The following is a 19,267-nucleotide window of genomic DNA, read 5'->3' on the forward strand; positions in this document are numbered from 1 at the left end:
TTTTGATTCCCGGCGCACATTTAAAAATCATGCTCAACAGAATGGAATTCCTGTAAAGCATGATTTTTTTAGCTGTTCAGTATCTTCACAGATACGATTTTCATATTTTACTGTACCTTCACTTCTCCAGCCAGCACTTTCTTGTAATCTTCATAATTTTTCTTTAACAGCTCTGGAGTGTTCAGCTCATATGGACACTTCTTTTTGCATTTGCCGCAATGCAGACATCCTTCGATCTTGCGCATCTCTTCCTGCATGGCAGGTGTCAGCCAGCTCTCAGATGGTGCACGGCGAAGCATCAGAGACATCCTTGCACAGGTATTGATCTGAATACCGGCAGGACATGGCATGCAATATCCACAGCCACGGCAAAAATCTCCGCTCAGCTCTTTCTGTTCTTTTTCGATATATGCAGTCAGTTCCGGCGTCATGGATGGTGTTTGATCCATATAACTCAGCCATTCTTCCAGCTCTGTCTCTTTCTGAATGCCCCAGATCGGAAGTGCATTGTCATACTGGGTCATGAATGCCATTGCTGCTTCTGAACGGTTAATCAGACCGCCTGCCAGTCCCTTCATGGCAATGAATCCCATATTTTTTTCTTTGCAGGCTCTTACCAGTGCCTTTTCTCTCTCAGATGACAGATAGCTGAACGGATACTGTAATGTCTCATACAGACCGCTTTCTACGATCTCTTCTGCCACGCCAAGCTTGTGAGCGGTGATACCGATATGACGGATTTTTCCTTCTTCTTTGGCTTTTACCAGACATTCATACATTCCGGTTCCATCCCCCGGTCTGTAGCACTGTGGCACACAGTGCAGCTGATAAATATCAATATAATCAGTACGCAGATTCTTCAGGGAAGTCTCCAGATCCTTCCAGAATTCTTCCGGCGTCTTTGCCGCAGTCTTGGTAGCAATATATACTTTATCCCGCATGCCATCAAAAGCTTCTCCCACCTTGATTTCACTGTCGCTGTAGGCCCTCGCAGTGTCGAAGAAACGCATACCTCCTTCGTAGGCTCTGCGCAGCAGTTTCACTGCATAGTCCTGACAGACACGCTGTACCGGAAGGGCACCAAACGCATTCTGCGGAACGGTAATCCCTGTTTTTCCTAATGTAACCTGATTCATAGTCTCTCCTCCTGTTCGTATTGTCGAATCTATTTTTGTTCATTCCCCATTGGTTCAGTGGGTCCTGAACAGTTACATTAATTCTAATATAATTGATCGGAAGTGTCAAAATATGCTTTACTATTTTCCCATCGCAATTATAAAAAACTGTACTTAAAAAGAAGTTGCTGCTTCACAGATGATCTCTCATCTATTTTACAACAACTTCTCTTATCTGGCTGAATAATTGCACTAACCCTTCAAGCCTCTTGCCTGTCTGTCCATATCCTCTACCACAATATCATAGATCTCTCCGAGACTTGCACAATATTCCAATACCTGCCAAGGCTCATTGGTGTGGAAATGAATCTTGATCAGTTCCTCGTCTCCAACTGCCAACAGGCAGTCTCCTTTAAAATGTTCTGTGAAATATTCACTGATCTCATCTTCATCTAGGTTCTCACCTTCAATCAAAAGCTGTGTATCATAACGAAATTCAATTGGTTCCATCTGTGTATCCTCCTGCAAAAATTCATCTTCAGTTATTATACACTAACTTCCAGATACTGTACAGAGCAGAGTAAACTGATTTTAACAAAACACAGGAATCTGTTATTGCTGGTCATGGAATGAACAGTAAAATTCAGACAGTGCGATGCACTTTGAATTGAAATATATGCTTTGATTTTCTTTTGTACTTTGATTCTGTCTGTAATTATATAGAGCAGATATATTTTTCATCTAACGTATCTTTGTCTCATGGTTTATTGAGATCTCATCTTTACTATATCAGCCTATTATCTTTTTGTCAATTGTATTTTTATTATGTTTGTTATAATCATCTTATTGGTTATAAATACTCTTCTGAGTTTAAATTTTACACACTATACAGCATCGATTTTATCTGTTAAAATATAGCCGAACTTCTACAGAAAGCGAGGCACATATCATGAAACTTACTATTCTAGGTACCGGCAATGCCATGGTCACGAAATGCTACAACACCTGTTTTGCCATTGAAAATGACGGTCATTATTTCCTTGTTGACGGTGGCGGTGGCAATACGATTATGAAGCAGCTGAAAAATGCGGATATTGACTGGAAAGAGATCACCGATGTCTTCATTACACACAAGCATGTGGATCATATCATGGGAATTATCTGGATCATGCGTCTGTTTGGACAGAATATTGCAGAAAAGGGTCTGGACCGAGAACTGAATATCTACGGACATGAGGAAGTGATTCATATTCTGCATTCCATGGCAGAACTGCTTCTTCAGAAAAAGCACTGTGCCGCTATCGGCAGGCAGATTCATATGATTAAAGTAAAAGACGGAGAAGAGAAGGACATTCTCGGACATAAAGTGACATTTTTTGATATCCAGTCCACCAAGGCAAAGCAATTCGGCTTTTCCATGGATCTGGGAAATGAAGAAAAACTCACCTGCTGCGGTGACGAACCATTTAACCCTTGCGAAGAAACTTACGCCAGAGACAGCAAATGGCTCCTTCACGAAGCATTCTGTCTCTATGGTCAGGCTGACAAATATCAGCCATATAAGAAGCATCATTCCACAGTAAAAGATGCATGTGAACTGGCAGAAAATCTGCATGTCAAAAACCTGATCCTGTATCACACCGAAGATGCTACACTGGAGCACCGCAAAGAACTGTATACAGAAGAAGGCTCCATGTATTACCATGGAACCCTCTATGTCCCGGATGACCTGGACGAATTTGAGCTATAAGAAACACGCTTTGCGCGTTCTCATAGCAATCCGTATAGCATTATAATCTCACTACATGATATAATCTACTCCAGTAATCTCCTTTCAGCGGTGGAATCAGTATGCCAGCCTGCATCAGCATTTCACCGCTGTATACCTTTCCCGTTTCTTCCAGCACATACTGTGCTTCCGAAATCAGATTCTTAAACCGGATTCTACGGCTCTTTACATTCGCTCTTGCAAGTACCTGCACATAAGTCAGCAGAGCTTCGCTCTTTTCCTTATCTGTTACCTGCCAGCAGTCATAATAATGATTCTCTCTCCAGGAAGCGATTCTGTCATAATCACCTTCCCGCATCAGTTCATTGTATCTGTGATACAGGTTTACCTGCTCTGGAATCTGTGCACGGTCTGCTTCCGGAATTCTGGTGATATCCAGCTCATATCCAAAGGTTCCTGCCAGCGCAATATGTCCTCTGGTCTGGAATGGCACTGTTCTTCCGGTAATGTGGTTTGGACAGTCACTGACATGTGCTCCGATTGCAGATAATGGATACAGCAGCGCTGTTCCTTCCTGAATGGACAGACGCTCTATGGCATCCGTATCATCCGAACACCAGATCTGTGGGCTGTAATACAGCATACCGGGATCGAATCTCGCTCCTCCGGAGGAACAGTTCTCCAGAAGCAGCTTCGGAAACTCGCTCACCAGACGCTCTTGCATATGATAAACAGCCAGTGTATACCGGTGCATCAGTTCTCCCTGTCGGTCAGAAGCAAGACCGTAGCTTCCGATATCGGTAAGCTGCCGGTTCATGTCCCATTTCACATAGTCAATTCCTGTTTCCCGCAGGATAGAAGCCACGCATTCATAAGCATAGTCTGTCACTTCCTGTCTGGTCAGATCCAGTACATACTGCTCTCGGCTCATCAGTGGTTCCCTTCCCGGAATCTGGATTGCCCAGTCCGGATGTTCCCGAAACAGCTTCGAATCCGGAGAAACCATCTCCGGTTCAAACCAGATACCGAACTTCATGCCAAGAGCTTTTACTTCATCTACCAGCTTCTTCAGCCCGCCTTTTAATTTTTCTTCATTGACCGTCCAGTCTCCCAGAGAACTGTTATCCCCGTTTCGTTTTCCAAACCAGCCATCATCCATAACCAGCATCTCAATGCCGGATTTTTTTGCTTCTCTGGCTATATCCAGAAGCTTATCGGAGTCAAAATCAAAATACGTTGCCTCCCAGTTATTAATCAGAACCGGACGACTTTTATGAAGATAACTGCTGCGAATCAGATGACTGCGGTACAGATCATGGAAGGTCTTCGTCATCTTCCCAAGTCCGGCATCAGAATAAACCATTACTACTTCCGGTGTCTGGAACGCCTTGCCTGCTTCCAGTTTCCATTCAAATCCTTCCGGATGTATTCCCATCACCATGCGAACCGCATCAAATTCCGTTATTTCTGCCTGCGCCATAAAATTACCGGAATACACAAAATGCATAGCATAGACTTCACCCATATCCTGATTGGTTCCCGGTGTCACCAGTGCCAGAAACGGATGCTCCTGATGGCTGCTTTCCCCTCTCCAGGATCCCACCTGATGTTTTCCGCGGGTCAGCGGATAACGCACAATCTGCCGCTCTCTCGCCCATGCTCCGGTCAGCGTCAGCATTTCAAAATTCTCGTAGTCCATATCCAGGCAGGCACTTAATACCTTTTCCAGATAAACGGGATTCTCACCATGATTCACAATTCGGACGTTTCTTGTGATGGCATCCACATCTTCAAAAACTGAATATTCCAGAATCACTTCCAGATTCAGTACTTCATCCCACAAATGAATATCCAATGTCTGGCAGATATCTGCATCACCAAATGTAGCCGGAAGCCCCTCTAATTCTGGTTTTCCTTCTCGTATTTCATATTTCTCATAATGTAATTCACAGGCACGATATCCACTCTCCGTCCGGACTGCCAGTGCCGTTTCCCGGTAGTCTCCAAGCCCTGCTGCCGGATATTCCTGTGGAAAACATCCCATAAAAGAAGCTTTTTCTCTCAGATTCATTTCTGGTGTAAAAGGCGGTTCATCCGTACGCAGCAGATAAGATGCTGCCAGGTCTTTCATCCTTTTTCCATAGTAAATATGTCCAAGGTAATTCCCGTCCTCTGTCAGTCCACAGAGATACGTGGTACTCTTTGTGCACAGTCCAAATACTTTCTGTTCCTCATCATACACAATTCCCATTTTCTCTTGCCTCCTTCTCCAGCAGTCTGTTCCTCTCATTCATCGGACCGTATTCCTGAACACAACAAATCACTTTCTTGCAACTGTTCATGATCTTTCTTGCTTTTTCATACGCCTCTGTACTGATCTCACAAAATGCTTTTTCAGTGACAACCTCTGCCGCCAGTGCCTTTGCCACCTGGCAGTCCACATCATTCTCATGGAGCACTCCTGCTGCAAAAGGAATGCCCTTTCTCTGCAGCTTGCGAAAGACCGGAATACCACTTCCGTTCCCGGCTATAACAAATACCTCCGGTGTGCCTGACGGCGGCTCCAGTTCCAGACATCCAAAGTCTGCATTATAACTGCCCTTGGTCACACCATACAGCTTTTTAATATATTCTGACGTAAAAATATCTTCCGGTTCTCCGTACCGCTCAATGGCACTTCCATGCACACAGATCACCTGATCAGATATCTTCTGTGCCAGATCCAGTTCATGTAATGACATTATTACCGCCACATTTTTTTTGCTGACCATATCCTTCAGAATCGTCAACAATTCCAGCTTATGGCGGATATCCAGAAAAGATGTAGGTTCATCCAGTATAATAATCTCCGGTTCCTGACAGATTGCCCTGGCCAACAGTACTCTCTGTCTCTGTCCGTCACTGATTGCTGAGAAATCACAGTCTGCCAGTTCTGACGCGTGTACCAGTTTCATAGCTTCACGCACCTTCTGATGATCTTCTTCACTTAAGATTCCCAGTCTTCCAGTGTATGGATATCTTCCGGTATTCACCACGTCCTCACAGGTCATCAATTCCGGACGGATCCGCTCTGTCAGAACCACAGCCATCTTCTTTGCCGTATCTTTTTCCGTCATTTCTTTTATAGATTTCTGATCAATATATACCGTTCCTGCAATCAGAGACAACTGTCTGGTAATACTTTTCAGAATCGTGGATTTTCCGGCTCCGTTCGGTCCGATCAGCGTCAGGATCTCGCCCTTTTTCAGCCGGATCTCAATATCCTTTATCAGTGGCACACCATTATAGCCTACTGTCATCTTATCTGTGTATACAAAATATTCACTCATCGCTGTTTCCTCACCATCATGTAAATGACTATCGGGGCACCGAATACTGCTGTTACCGAGCTGATAGACAGTTCCGTGGGTGCAAATACCGTCCTGGCAATGAGATCACAGAACAGGCAGAATACCGCACCTCCCAGGAAACATCCCGGAATCACCAGAATCGGTTTTGCCGTTTTCATCAGGGACTTGATCAGATGGGGAACTGCAATTCCTACAAAGGAGATCGGTCCTGCGAAAGCAGTAACGGTTGCAGACAGAATACTGGATAACAGGATCAGGCTCACACGGAATGCCTTGATATTTACACCCATATTCTGTGCATAATTTTCTCCTAATTGATAGGCACTGATCGGCTTAGACATGAGAAATGCCAGTACCAGCGAGATCAAGACCACAACTGTGCAGACCTGCACATTTCCCCATGAGGTTCCGGAAAAGCTTCCCATAGACCAGTTATGCAGATTCACAATATTGGAGTCATCTGCAAATGTCACTACAAAATCTGTAATTGCTGAGCAGATATATCCGATCATAACTCCACAGATAACCAGCATGGACATCCGTTTTACTTTTCTGGAAACCAGAAGAATAAATCCCATGGAAATCATGGCTCCTGCAAAAGCCGCCAGAATCATCACTGCTGAACTGGATGCAATTCCCTTGCTTAATAGAAAAATCATCACAAGAGAAACCACCAGCTTAGCTCCTGATGAAATTCCCAGTACAAAAGGTCCTGCAATTGGGTTCCCAAAAAAGGTCTGAAGAAGGAAACCGGATACCGATAGCGCTCCTCCCAGCAATATAGCTGCCAGAATACGTGGAAGCCTGATCTGCCACACAATATTGTAAGCGGTCTGCTCTCCTGTTTTCTTTACAATAATATCAAAGATTTCCTTTACCGACAGATGTACGCTTCCCGCATTAATATTCCAGATGAACAGCAGTAACAGCAGCACTGCCAGTATCAGAAACGACACCGTGTATCGAATTTGTGCTTTCTTCTTCATTTTCTTTGTTCCTCATATTTATGATAAACGGTACATATAGGTTAACTGTGACAGATCCGGCCCCTCACTGGTCAGCATAGTATGCATATCGGAAATCATCGTAGCAATACCGGTTGTTTCCTGAAACAGGCTTTTCTGGGTACACCAGACATTGCCATCCTTTACTGCCTTAAAATCTGCCAGCAGACTGCTCTTTGCCAGAAGCTCATCCAGAGAATGGAGTTCTGTCTCTATGGCACTGTTATAGATAATATAATCTGCATCTTTGGCCCCTGCGTAGAATTCTTCCATCTGCATGTTCATGGTAGATAACGCATTGTCATCTCCCAGATCCTGGAATATATACTTTCCGCCTGCAAGTTCAATCATCTTGGATATATAATCTCCGCTCTTTCGTACGGTCACATACCCATTGGAATTAATGGAGAAAAATGCCACTGTTTTTCCGGTATTTTCCGCTCCCAGTACATCGGCCAGCAGATCCGTCTGGCTGTTAAAATATTCTTCTGCTTCTGTCTCTTTATTCAGGAGCGCCGCGTATAGCTTCAGCCATTCCATTCTTCCCAGGGGATCACTCTCATAACTGGAATGTTCCACCAGAACCGGAATGCCGAATTCTTCCAGTTTTTCCCTTACTTCCGGGGAATGATAGATCATTGTAGATTCTATTGCCAGATCACAGCCGCTGGATACAATCAGTTCGTAATCCGGAGCACTGTATTTTCCGGCATAAGTGATACTGCCATTCTCCAGGGCTTCTTTTGCTTCTTCCACATACCATCCGTCTGCATTCGTGCCGGACAGCGTAATGTAGTCAATCCCGTCTATTGCCCGAAACAGATCCATGGCAGAAGTGGCCACCAGATAAATATGATCCAGTGGCTGCTGCAAAATGGTAATCTCACTGTCCAGTCCTTCTGGCACCTCTGCACCTTCCGGTACTACCAGATATTCACCCTCCTGGGCAATGGTCACCAGTTTATATCCGTCGTTATAATAATCCACAGCAAACTGCGTCGCATATTCCAGATCCATGCTGTGATCATAAGTCAGTCCCGCTATCTCAGGGATCTCATGTTCCAGTTTTTCATCCTGTGAAACGGGTTCTTCCACTGCATCTGTCTGTTCGGAAGATGATGCTTCCACATTGTCAGTATCCGTTTCTGCTGCCTTGCTTCCGGCATCCGCCTCTCCCGCTTCTTTTACGGTAGCTGCATCCAGGGTAATTGTATACTCAATCTCATGGGGTTCACTCATGGCAACCGTATCTGCCGTCACCGGAATTGCTGTGTCAAATCCGGCAACCGGAATCTCAAATGTAGAATTGCCATCTGTATTCACCGGTTCATATTTTTCACCGTCCACGATCATATAGTCGTAATAAGGACTGCTGAATTCTATAGATGCTGTTATTTTCCCTTCTTTTATGGTAAGGGAAACCGGCGATGTGATCGATGCTCTTCCGCTTCCGCCTTCCAGACTGCCTTCTGCGGCGTAATTTCCATCAGACAGTCCCAGCTGCTGCGCTGTTACTGCTCCCTTCTCCTGCTGTTCCGTGGTCACTTCAGTCTGCACACTCTCAGCGGCAAACCCTGTGATCTGCATGGCACCCGCCATACAAAGTGTGGCAGCAATTACAATACTGCGATATTTTTTCATATTCCCCACTGTCCTTTTCCGTTCTTTTTTATACTTCTTTTTCTTCCATTTCCAGAAGCCTCAGAGATAGATTCAGATAGAATATCTCATCCGGGTCTTCCAGAGTGGACTGTAATACAGATTTAATCTTCTCCAGTCGATATAAGAATGTACTTCTGTGAATAAACAGTTCATTGGCTGTCTGCGTTGCATTCAGGTTCTGTTCCAGATACGTCCGAAGCGTCAACATGTATTCAGAATGATGGTTCTCATCCAGCTTCTTTAATTCCAGCAGATTCTCATGGCACACCATGGTCGCCGGAAGTTCTTTCGTTGTCTGCTCCATCAGATATGGCAGCACCATCTGGTCAAATCTGTGGATCCATACATATGGTTTTTTCCTGCTGCCCACTTCCAGTGCAATCTTCGCCTGCAGATATTGTCTGCGCAGATTCATATGGCCGGTCATACTCCGGCTGTATCCAGCCTTCAGATAACTGTCCCGGATAAAATAGATCAGTTCTGTCTCGATCTCCTCCACCGTCTGTCCGGTCTTCGACAAATTGAAAAAGCAGATGATCTCCTGACGAACCTGAAAGCTGCTGGAATGTGGAAACTGCTTCTTCAGATACTTGCAGATTGTACCTGTGGTATGTTCTTTGTCCCCGCCTGCTGTCTGAAGAACCAGACACAGATAATCCTGTCTCGGACTCCATCCCAGAGCAGCAAGACGATTGCTCATGGTCAGGTAATCTGCAGTCCTGTCCGTTACAATCAGCCTGCATACATCATCCAGATCATCTTTTTCCTGGAATGAAGGTTCATGCAGAATGATATATTCCAGATAAGACGCCAGCTGCGCCACCAGGCATTTATCACCTTCCGTCAGCTTTTTCTGCGTCTCCAGTACTACCACTCGGTGAGTCGGTTCTCCTTTTGTCCACAGGTTCATGCTGATCATCCGGCATCCGTTAATAAAGGCAGGCAAAAGCATCGGCACCTCTGACTCAAGAGACTTCTTATACGTCTCATCCTGAATATAGGCATTCATATATTCCAGATTAACCATCTCATCATTGAACAGCCGAACGCCCTGATTCGGGTTGTTCCCCTTACTCTCTGCTGTCAGAGTAAAATCAATTCCCATGACTACCAGCGGGTTGCCTACCATATCTGCAGACAATTTCAGTGCCCTCTGTATGGATCCGCTGCGCAGGACCAGCGCATTCAACTGTTCCACCCAGTCATCGCACCGGTCAAAAATCCTCTGCACCGTATTGATCACATCGGAAGCCGATATGTTGGGATTGAGCATAATATAAGGTCCGCTTAGTTCCTTGCGAAATTCTTCTGTCTGATCTGACTCTGTCAGGATCACCAGCACATCATCCCAGTTATACTTTGCTTTCTGTACTTGTATGGTACTCTGTCTCTGCTTCAGATAAGTTCCTGTAACAATACAAACGCGCCCCCTTGCCGGTGCCACATCTCTTGTCTGCAGAAAAGGTCTGAAATACGCATCTTCTCCGGATATATTTTCACATGTCAGGACATCATACCGTTCCCGCAGACGTTCTGCCAGATATGCACTTGACAGCTTCACTTTTTCGCCTCCTCTGTACTTTCTTCTACCAGTTTCTTTGCCAGCATTGCACAGTCTGCAGCCGTTTCTGTATAGGCATCTGCACCCATTTTCTCGGCAAGTTCTCTGGTTACTGCACCGCCTCCTACCAGAATCTTGTAGGTTCGGTTCGGATTCCTTCGCAGCTTTTTTACCACCTGCGCCATTTCCTGTACAGATGTATTTAAAAGAGAGGACAGACATACAATCGAAACATCCGGATTCTCTTTGATGGCTTTCAGAAACTGCTTCTCTGAGATATCCACTCCCAGATCCACTACCTCAAACCCGGAACTGCGAAACATCAGACCTACCAGATTCTTCCCCAGATCATGAAGATCTCCTTCTACAGTTCCCAGGATCACCTTGCCGATCTTTTTCTGCCGGTAACCTTCGCTTTCCTGCTCTATAATGTCAAATCCTTTGCGGATACACCGCGCTGTAGTCAGGATCCTGGGAATATCTCCGTCCCCATTCTTATATCCTTCTGTCATGACTTTCATGGCAGGAAACATACCTTCTTCCACAATCTCTTTCGCTGTTACGCCGTCTCTGATTGCGGATCTGACCAGCTCAATGGTCTCCTGAGAGTGCCCCTGTTCAATTGCCTTCTGTATCTGCTCCAAAATTGCGTTCATCTATGCTGCGTATCTCCTTGCTTTTCTTATTCCAGTAAAAAACAGCTTGTATAAGCTATGGTACATGGACCATAGTAATATTCCATATGATTCGCCTTACAGACCTGTGTCACCAGCATTCCGTATGCTTCCATGGATGCAAATGCCTCGTCCGGAAAACGGCACGGGGCATCCGGATAAGTACAGACCTTGCACTTCACACAGCTTCCCGCACTGATTGGTCGCATCTTCGGATATTTCTTTCGCAGTTCTTTTTCCAGTTCCAGAAAATGCTTTTTGTGGAGTGCCTCTGTCTCCATCATGGTCTCTCCGTCCAGTTCATCCTCCAGTTCTCCCACTGTCTGTACAATAATTCCATGCTGATACTGGTCGATGATCTTCTGACATTCTTCCAGACTTCCGCATCCCGGCGGGCAGCTCCAGCATTTTCCATATCTGTGACAGGTATTCTGCTCACACATTGCCCTCACTTCCGGCATCAGTTCAACCGTTTTACAGTCAAGGGGTGCAACATGCGTAAATCCATGCTGCATACCTTCTATTTCCAGTTCTTCATAATCAATCATGTTTAGTCCTCCTCCGGAAATGCCAGTTCATCTACAAATGTATCCTGAAATTCTGCGGATGCCGCCAGCTCCAGGAAACAGATGCCTTTTACCATACTATCTGTTGCTTCCAGTTCATCTACATTCAGCAAGGCAATCTTAGCGCCTTCTCCTGCTGCATTCCCTACCGGTTCTACCCGTTGTTCCAGTTCCGGCGGCAACAGTCCGATAGCACATGCACTTGCCGGATTCATATAGTTGCCAAATGCTCCTGCTATGTAGACCTTCTGAATGTCCTTCTCCCGGATTCCCAGTTCCTTCATCAAAAGCTGTATGCCTGCTGCAATAGCTGCCTTGGCAAGCTGCACTTCCCGCACATCTTTCTGTGTCAGGTATACGCCTCTGTCATCCCCTGCTTTTTCCGGTGGAACCAGTACAAAGATATCTGACCTTTCCTGACCACTCTCCAGATGTCCCATCTCATCGATCAGACCTGCCTTATACAACTGTGCCACCAGATCAATCAGACCGGAGCCGCACAGTCCCACTGCCGGCACATTGCCGACTGTCGTATACTTCCATTCACCATCTTCAAATGCCACATGATCCACAGCTCCTGCTGCTCCGCGCATGCCACATTCGATCTTGGCACCTTCAAACGCCGGACCTGCCGCTGTGGAGCAGGTTGCCAGCTTATCCTTATTGCCCAGAACCATCTCTCCGTTGGTTCCGATATCAATCATCAGAGAAATCTCGCTTTTCAGATCCTGACGCAGTGCCAGCAGACAGCCACAGGTATCCGCACCTACATATCCGGCAATATCCGGCAGCATCAGAAGCTGTGCCTGTGGGTGAATGTGCAGTCCATAATCTGCAGCCCGCAGAGTCAGTCTTTCGCTGCATGCAGGATTATACGGCGCATGTACCAGTGATCCCGGTGAAATACCAAGAAACAGGTGATGCATACAGGTATTTCCTACAATGCTAACCTGACAGATCGCATCCGGCTGTGCCTTTACCCTGGCAGCCAGCTTCTGCAGAAGCTCATTAACTGCCCCCTGTATACAGTTACTGAGTACTTCCGTTCCATGCTCCAGCGCATAATTAGCCCGCATAATCACATCTGCACCGTACTGTGCCTGTGGATTCATACTGCTCTCTATTGCGCATACTTTTCCATTCTCCGCACTAAGCAGATATCCGACCACTGTGGTGGTTCCAATATCAAAAGCTGCCATATAGACATCTGGTTTTGCCTTTTTCAGATCCAGAACTGCATCTCTGGTATGGATGGCATACCAGAATTCTTCTTCTTTTCGCCTTTCATACAGAGAACCTGCAAGTGGTATATTCACCTTCACTTCCGGCATCTCCAGTCCGGATGCTTCCCTTATTTCTGTTACCAGACGTTCCCAGTCAGAACGGTTATCTCCCGGCTCTGCCTTTTCCAGCCGGATCTTATGTACAAAAAGTCCGGGTTTAAACGCCACCGGACGATTCAGTCCTTCCGTCAGAATCGCATGCTTCTGATCTGAAATCAGGGTGTCTACTTCGATCTCACCCTGCACCTTCATCTGGCATGCCTTCACAATCTGATGTCCCATCTTTACCAGGCATTTTCCGCATTTTCCCTGGCCTCCGCATGGCGCATCCGGGCAAAACCCAGCCTGTATCTCTGCTTCCAGTATGGTGGTTCCATCCGGCACCTCAATACATTTTTTCTCTCTGATAAACGTAATTACTCCCATATTGTACCTCCTGTCAGACCTACTGTGTTACTCTTCATTCGCAACTGACGGCACAGTCCCCAATTATTTTTATTATAGCAAAAATATGCCTTTTCTACAATGTGATTAAGATAAGAAAACAAAAAGACGGGACATCGGACCATCTCTGATCCGGTGTCCCGTCCCTTGGTTATGGCAGACAGCATACAGTCAAAAAGTTCTTCTGTCCGTATGGCATTTCCTTATGTAGTAATCGATTATGCTACCAGGCTCTTAGCAAGTGCTGCTGCTGAAGCTGCATCTTCTGAGTATCCGTCAGCACCGATTTCATCAGCGAATTCCTGTGTAATAGGAGCTCCGCCAACCATGATTTTAACATCTTTTCTGAAGTCTTCTGCTGCGATTGCTGCTACAGTATCTTTCAGAGATGGCATTGTTGTTGTCAACAGTGCAGAAAGTGCGATGATCTTTGTATCTGGATTTTCTCTGTAGCATTCGATAATCTTAGCTGCAGGAACATCTACGCCAAGGTCGATTACTTCGAAACCGGCAGATTCGATCATCATACCTACCAGGTTCTTTCCGATATCGTGAAGGTCACCTGCTACAGTAGCAAGGATCAGTTTACCGTTAGATCCTGTTGCTCCTGAGGAAAGGTGTGGTTTCAGAACTTCTACGCCTTTTTTCATTGCACGTGCTGCAACCAGCATTTCCGGAACGAAGATTTCTCCGTTTTTGAATTTTTCACCGACAACTGCCATTGCATCGATCATGCCTTTGTTCAGAATCTCTGTAGGATCACATCCGGAATCCAGAGCGTCCTGTACTGCTGCACCTACCAGTTTTGCTTTACCTTTTTCTACTAATTCAGCTACTTCGTTAATTGATCCCATGATTCATACCTCCTAATATAGTTTTCGGGTGTGTTATTGTTGTTTTTATTTTATGAAAAGTTTCCGCAAACTTTTTCATTCGTAAGTTTTATTTTTTAACCGGTCCGATACGGCCTTCTCTGTAAGCTGTAATGTATTCCATGCAGTAATCATCTTGTCCAAGCAGTGCTTCTGTTGCGTAGATCAGACCCATCATGTCTCTGTTACACGGATCCAGAATTCCACTGTCCAGTCCATAATTCATAGCCAGTACTGTAAATCCATAGTTTACCAGTTTACGAACCGGTAAGTTGAAGGAAATATTACTTACTGCTGCTGTAATATGAATCGTTGGATACTGCTTACGGATTGTGGAAATAACTTCAATATTCATGGCAATTCCATCTTCGGATGTGCAAAGCATCTCAACCAGTGGATCAATGTGAATACGGTTCGGTGCAATGCCATATTCTTTTGCTTTTGCCATAATCTTATCAAATACCTTCAGACGGTCTGCTGCACACTTAGGAATACCTGTGTCATCACTAAGCAGTGCGATTACCTGCCATTTTTCATTGCCAGGTTTTACCATCTCAGGGAAAATCTTGTCAATCTTGTCACCTTCACCTGATACAGAGTTGAAAATACCAGGTTTGTTACAGAACTTATATGCTTCTACCAGTACATCCGGGCTAGGGCTGTCTACAGAAATTGGAAGATCTGTCACTTCCTGAATGCAGTCGATCATCCATTTTAATGTTTCAACTTCTTCAGCTTCCGGTACAGATGCACAGCAGTCAATAAATGTTGCTCCTGCTTCTGTCTGAGCGATTGCTCTCTGTTTAATGAAATCCGCATCTCTTTTTGCAATTGCTTCTGCTACAGATGGGATAGAACCATTAATCTTCTCACCAATTACGATCATTTTGCTCTCCTCCAATACAACCTCTTGATTTGTTATATTGTCATTTTAGCAAAATAAATTTTGTTTTCAAGCCACGTTTTCTGTCATATTTTTCCACATTTTCATACACTTTGTAGGATGTCAATAATACCTAATGAATGATAAATATTTAACAGCCGGAATATCGCGTATTCCGGCTGTTTCTCATTCTGCAATCCTGTCGGAGACTATATCAGATGGGGGATTGACTCCCACCACTGATACTGATTTGTTGCTCTCCACCTACAGAGGTGGGAGTCATTTCACATCTGATATATTTTACCTGCGCAGTTTTGGTCCCAGGTTTCCTGCCTTGTAATGTCTCCGACAGAGTGCCACGTAATCATCATTGGCTCCCAGGAATACCTGCGCGCCTTCCCGGATGATCTCTCCCTTCTCATTAAATCGGGTGTTGCAGCTTGCCCCGTCTCCACACCAGCAGACTGTCTTCAGTTCTTCAATCACATCTGCCCATGCCAGAAGCCACATACTTCCCTCAAACGGTTCCCTCCGGAAGTCTGTGCGTAATCCATAGCAAATCACAGGAATGCTCAGATCATCCACAATATGTTCAAAGAATTCAATATCTGATTTCTTACAGAACTGTGCCTCATCCACAACTACACAGTCATACCTGCGCAATTCTTCATCTGTCATCTTCACCAAATCTTCCACATACTTACACTTCTGCTCCAGCCCCATACGACTGCGCACCACACCTTCATCCCTGGTATCCAGCTGAGGCTTCACCAGAAGAGCGTTTTTTCCTCTTTCATAATAATTGTATACTACCATCAGGGCATTGGCTGTCTTGGAACTTCCCATAGCACCATGCCGAAAATATAATTTCGCCATAACATTCTCCATCTCTTTTATTTACTTGTTCTATCATAGCACAGAGTCAGTCAGATTGTAATCCCATATTACCGCTCTTATTATAATCTTTTTGTTGCTATCATTTAATATTATGTTGTATAATCATTAAAATACTATATTTAACCGGGCAGCCGGGGGACGTGCTCTTACTCTATCTGAGTCTCACAGAAAGGGTGATTATTATGAGTACTTACGAAGAATTGCAAATTATACTTACTACTACATTGCTTATCGTTGCAATTTTAACTTATACACATAAGAAATAGCCGTCCTGTTCATCTCAAAGTAAAGGACGGCTATTCTTAGCTAAATTTATCGCCAGGTCGGGTGAGTCACAATCACCTTCCGGCTGTCTCGTTAAGTATATTATAAATTTGACTTCTCATTTTGTCAATGATAATTTCACCATACCAATCGGTACATTGACAAACCATATCTCCTGAGCGTATATTTTTAACATAAAAAGTTTCGATTTTAAAAGTTTTGAGGAGAATATGTAATTATGAATCCATTGAAAAAAGCCTATTGCAGGTCATTTCAGGCTGTCCTGAAAGCAGCCCTTCCTTTTCTGCCTTACCGCAAACCTGAGATTATCCACTCTGTTTACGGTATTCCACAGATTCTGGAAAAGAAGAAATGTGACCATGTTCTGATTATCACGGATACCGGTATTATCAGTCATGGTCTGATTACACGTCTGGAAGATACTCTGGACCAGCATTTTATTCCTTATGTGATCTACGATGGCACAGTGGCAAACCCTACCACAACGAATGTAAATGAAGCCCTTGCCCTTTACTACGAATATGACTGCAACGCAATCATTGGCTTTGGCGGTGGTTCCAGCATCGACTGTGCAAAAGCGGTAGGCGCAAGAGTCGCCAAACCGCACCAGTCTCTGGAAAAAATGAAGGGCATTTTGAAGGTACATAAAAAACTGCCTCTTCTTATTGCCATTCCTACCACTGCCGGTACCGGAAGCGAAACTACACTGGCCGCTGTCATTACAGATGCCGAGTCACGGCACAAGTACCCAATTAATGATTTTCCACTGATTCCGCGGGTTGCTGTGCTGGATCCAAAGGTAACTGCCAGCCTGCCGCCATCTCTGACTGCCACTACCGGCATGGATGCTCTGACCCATGCAGTGGAAGCCTATATTGGTAACTCCACCACTGCCGGCACCAGAGCGGATGCTCTTTTTGCTGTAAAAATGATTTTTGAAAATATTGACCGTGCCTATACGGATGGTTCTGATCTGGAAGCCCGGAAAAATATGCTGCTGGCTGCATTTTCCGCAGGATGCGCTTTTTCTAAATCTTATGTGGGATATGTGCATGCCGTAGCACATTCTCTGGGCGGAGAATACAATGTGCCCCACGGACTGGCCAACGCCGTTCTGCTTCCGTTTGTGCTGGAAGCATATGGACATACTATTGATAACAAGCTTCATCAACTGGCCATCGCCGCCGGTGTTGCCGACGAAGATACACCGGATAATCAGGCTGCTACGCAGTTTATTCAGGCCATCAAAAATATGAAAAAACGGTTCGCCATCGGTGATACTATCCCTCAGATCAGGGAAGAAGATATTCCAAAACTGGCTGCCTATGCGGAAAAGGAGGGAAATCCACTTTATCCGGTGCCTGTCCTCATGGATGCAAAACAACTGGAACAGTTCTATTATCTTTTAATGGAAAAACACGAAGATACCGCAACAAATCAGGAGGTATGATGTATGACTGAACAGGAAATTCGCTGTATTGTTGATGGACAGCGTAACTTTTTTCTTACCGGCAATACGCTGGATGTGGAATTTCGCATCCAGTCCCTGCAAAAATTAAAATCTTTCATTTTAAAATATGAATCCGAGATCCACGCTGCCATTCAGAAAGATCTGGGAAAAAGTGAGTTTGAAAGCTACATGTGTGAGACTGGTCTGACTTTAAGTGAAATCACCTATATGTTAAAGCATATACGCTCATTTGCAAAAGAAAAAAGAGTTCACACACCTCTGGCCCAATTCCATTCCAGAAGTTATCGCAAGCCTTCCCCTCATGGTGTAGTGCTGATCATGAGTCCGTGGAACTATCCGTTTCTGCTGACCATCGAGCCACTGGTGGACGCCATTGCTGCAGGTAATACGGCTGTCATCAAGCCAAGTGCTTATTCTCCGCATACCAGCGCAGTGATTTACCGTATGATCAGCGAATGCTTTGCCCCGGAATATGTCTCTGTCATCACCGGCGGACGGGCTGAAAATACCTGTCTTCTTGGTGAAAAATTTGATTATATTTTCTTTACCGGAAGCCAGTCCGTCGGAAAAGAAGTGATGCGAAAAGCTGCTGAACATCTGACACCGGTTACGCTGGAACTGGGTGGGAAGAGCCCTTGTATTGTGGAAAAAAGCGCCAATCTGAAGCTGGCCGCCAGAAGAATTGTATTTGGGAAATATCTGAACTGTGGACAAACCTGTGTAGCACCGGATTATATCTACTGTGATGCATCCATTAAAGATGCTCTGCTAAAAGAAATCAGCCGCCAGATTCGGAAGCAGTTCGGAAAAGATCCTCTGCATAACAAAAATTATGGAAAAATCATCAACGAAAAACATTTTCAGCGTATCTGCAGTCTGATCGATCCTGCCAAAATTATAGTTGGCGGGGAAACCAGCCCGGAACGTCTGCAGATTACGCCGACTGTCATGGATCAGGTAACTTTCCAGGATGCCATTATGGGACAGGAGATCTTCGGTCCGGTTCTTCCGGTTCTGACTTACCGGACACTGGACGAAGCTGTCAGCCAGATCCAATCCATGCCTCATCCTCTGGCTCTGTACCTGTTCACCTCTGACCAGACAGTTGCCCAAAAAGTCACTTCCCGCTGTGGATTCGGCGGTGGATGCATCAACGATACCATTATCCATCTTGCCACCAGTGAAATGGGATTTGGCGGATTCGGAGAAAGCGGTATGGGGGCTTATCATGGTAAAGACGGATTTGACACATTCAGCCATTATAAGAGCATCGTAGACAAAAAAACATGGCTGGATCTGCCAATGAGATACCAGCCATACCGTTCTGTTCATAATAAACTTATCCACATTTTCCTAAAATGATACACCATTTATGGGGATTGCTTTTTTCGGCAATTCCCATATATATGTTAGGGTCAAAAGCCCACAACTATGATACCTGCGGATTGTTTCGTGCCGTGCACTCCCACAA

16 protein-coding genes are annotated in these 19,267 nt (G+C 45.0%); 3 read left to right on the forward strand and 13 right to left on the reverse strand.

Annotated features, from left to right (window positions below; genetic code table 11):
- Nucleotides 1-107: 107 nt before the first annotated feature.
- A complete protein-coding gene (locus H8716_RS05995) occupies nt 108-1,136 on the reverse strand; it encodes an aldo/keto reductase (protein ID WP_249307666.1) in 1,029 nt (342 codons plus the stop codon).
- 231 nt (nt 1,137-1,367) lie between these two features.
- Nucleotides 1,368-1,625, reverse strand: a complete 258-nt coding sequence (locus tag H8716_RS06000; protein ID WP_249307667.1) for a kinase to dihydroxyacetone kinase — start codon at nt 1,623-1,625, stop codon at nt 1,368-1,370.
- 439 nt (nt 1,626-2,064) lie between these two features.
- On the opposite strand from H8716_RS06000, the gene H8716_RS06005 reads away from it, so the two are divergent.
- A complete protein-coding gene (locus H8716_RS06005) occupies nt 2,065-2,865 on the forward strand; it encodes an MBL fold metallo-hydrolase (protein WP_249307668.1) in 801 nt (266 codons plus the stop codon).
- A 40-nt stretch (nt 2,866-2,905) separates the two neighbouring features.
- Here H8716_RS06005 and H8716_RS06010 read toward each other — a convergent pair whose 3' ends face one another.
- The 11 genes from H8716_RS06010 to H8716_RS06060 all read right to left on the reverse strand — a co-directional run bounded on the left by H8716_RS06010 (nt 2,906) and on the right by H8716_RS06060 (nt 16,019).
- A complete protein-coding gene (locus H8716_RS06010; RefSeq protein ID WP_249307669.1) occupies nt 2,906-5,095 on the reverse strand; it encodes an alpha-galactosidase in 2,190 nt (729 codons plus the stop codon).
- Nucleotides 5,079-6,173, reverse strand: coding sequence for an ABC transporter ATP-binding protein (locus tag H8716_RS06015; RefSeq protein ID WP_249307670.1), 1,095 nt, complete (start codon nt 6,171-6,173; stop codon nt 5,079-5,081). Before H8716_RS06015 ends, H8716_RS06010 begins: the two co-directional genes overlap by 17 nt.
- A complete protein-coding gene (locus tag H8716_RS06020; protein ID WP_249307671.1) occupies nt 6,170-7,180 on the reverse strand; it encodes a FecCD family ABC transporter permease in 1,011 nt (336 codons plus the stop codon). Before H8716_RS06020 ends, H8716_RS06015 begins: the two co-directional genes overlap by 4 nt.
- A gap of 18 nt (nt 7,181-7,198) precedes the next feature.
- Complete coding sequence (locus H8716_RS17825; RefSeq protein ID WP_408610885.1) at nt 7,199-8,437, reverse strand: ABC transporter substrate-binding protein; 1,239 nt, start codon at nt 8,435-8,437, stop codon at nt 7,199-7,201.
- A 430-nt stretch (nt 8,438-8,867) separates the two neighbouring features.
- The gene (locus H8716_RS06030) at nt 8,868-10,421 is read right to left on the reverse strand and encodes a PucR family transcriptional regulator (RefSeq protein WP_249307672.1); all 1,554 of its coding nucleotides are present in this window, start codon (nt 10,419-10,421) and stop codon (nt 8,868-8,870) included.
- Complete coding sequence (locus tag H8716_RS06035; protein WP_249307673.1) at nt 10,418-11,077, reverse strand: cobalamin B12-binding domain-containing protein; 660 nt, start codon at nt 11,075-11,077, stop codon at nt 10,418-10,420. The genes H8716_RS06030 and H8716_RS06035 overlap by 4 nt, the downstream gene beginning before the upstream one ends.
- A gap of 26 nt (nt 11,078-11,103) precedes the next feature.
- A complete protein-coding gene (locus H8716_RS06040; RefSeq protein WP_249307674.1) occupies nt 11,104-11,643 on the reverse strand; it encodes a DUF2284 domain-containing protein in 540 nt (179 codons plus the stop codon).
- Nucleotides 11,644-11,645: 2 nt separating this feature from the next.
- The gene (locus H8716_RS06045) at nt 11,646-13,370 is read right to left on the reverse strand and encodes an ASKHA domain-containing protein (protein ID WP_249307675.1); all 1,725 of its coding nucleotides are present in this window, start codon (nt 13,368-13,370) and stop codon (nt 11,646-11,648) included.
- 236 nt (nt 13,371-13,606) lie between these two features.
- Nucleotides 13,607-14,242: a corrinoid protein gene (locus tag H8716_RS06050; RefSeq protein WP_249307676.1), complete on the reverse strand. Its 636-nt coding sequence runs from the start codon at nt 14,240-14,242 to the stop codon at nt 13,607-13,609.
- Between the two features lie 88 nt (nt 14,243-14,330).
- Complete coding sequence (locus H8716_RS06055) at nt 14,331-15,146, reverse strand: methyltetrahydrofolate cobalamin methyltransferase (protein WP_249307677.1); 816 nt, start codon at nt 15,144-15,146, stop codon at nt 14,331-14,333.
- 297 nt (nt 15,147-15,443) lie between these two features.
- The gene (locus H8716_RS06060; protein ID WP_249307678.1) at nt 15,444-16,019 is read right to left on the reverse strand and encodes a thymidine kinase; all 576 of its coding nucleotides are present in this window, start codon (nt 16,017-16,019) and stop codon (nt 15,444-15,446) included.
- A gap of 523 nt (nt 16,020-16,542) precedes the next feature.
- Between H8716_RS06060 and H8716_RS06065 the strand changes: the two genes are divergently transcribed.
- Together H8716_RS06065 and H8716_RS06070 are read left to right on the forward strand one after the other, a co-directional pair.
- A complete protein-coding gene (locus tag H8716_RS06065; protein ID WP_249307679.1) occupies nt 16,543-17,775 on the forward strand; it encodes an iron-containing alcohol dehydrogenase in 1,233 nt (410 codons plus the stop codon).
- A gap of 3 nt (nt 17,776-17,778) precedes the next feature.
- Nucleotides 17,779-19,158 carry an aldehyde dehydrogenase gene (locus tag H8716_RS06070; RefSeq protein WP_249307680.1) on the forward strand — a complete coding sequence of 460 codons (1,380 nt, stop codon included), beginning with the start codon at nt 17,779-17,781 and terminating at the stop codon, nt 19,156-19,158.
- The last annotated feature ends 109 nt before the right edge of the window (nt 19,159-19,267 follow it).

Source organism: Jingyaoa shaoxingensis, assembly GCF_014385005.1.
Lineage (GTDB): Bacteria > Bacillota > Clostridia > Lachnospirales > Lachnospiraceae > Marvinbryantia > Marvinbryantia shaoxingensis.